The sequence below is a fragment of the Bacillus sp. AFS001701 genome, assembly GCF_002559405.1.
Classification (GTDB): domain Bacteria; phylum Bacillota; class Bacilli; order Bacillales; family Bacillaceae_G; genus Gottfriedia.
This window is the reverse complement of sequence record NZ_NTZO01000543.1, coordinates 1-551: the sequence shown is the minus strand read 5'-3', so window position 1 is coordinate 551 and position 551 is coordinate 1. Positions and strand designations below refer to the sequence as shown.

At 28.7% G+C, this 551-nt stretch carries 1 protein-coding gene; it reads left to right on the top strand.

Annotated elements, in window-relative coordinates; translation table 11 throughout:
• Window positions 1-551 (top strand): histidine kinase dimerization/phospho-acceptor domain-containing protein (locus tag CN514_RS22405; protein ID WP_141529488.1); only part of this gene is annotated, 551 nt, incomplete at both ends.

Sequence of the window (551 nt, the reverse complement as noted above, 5' to 3'; positions counted from 1 at the left end):
GTTATTTCTTATCTAAAAAAATAGTAAATCCTATTAAAAATTTAAATCAAACAATGATTAAAATAAAAAATAATCAATTAAAAGAGCGAGTTTTTGTCGGAGAAACAAAAGATGAGCTATCTGAACTCGGTCTACTTTTTAACAAAATGATGGATGAGTTAGAGGCTTCAATTACAAGACAAAAGCGATTTGTTGAAGATGCTTCTCATGAACTAAGAACACCTTTAGCAATCATTCATGGTCACTTATCACTAGTTAATCGCTGGGGGAAAAAAGACGAAGCTGTTTTAGAAAACTCATTAAATACATGTATTAATGAAACAAACAGAATGATTATTTTAACGAATGAGCTTCTACAGTTGACGAAGCTAGAGAAAAATAGCGAAAAGATTGAACAGTATGCTCCAACAAATATTAATGAAGTATTAAATGAGATCATAAACAATTATCAGCTATTACATGAAGATTTGGAAATTTACTTCCATACTCCTAATCAAATTGACGATAAAGCAAATATTGCAAGAGAACATTTAATGCAAATATTAATTATT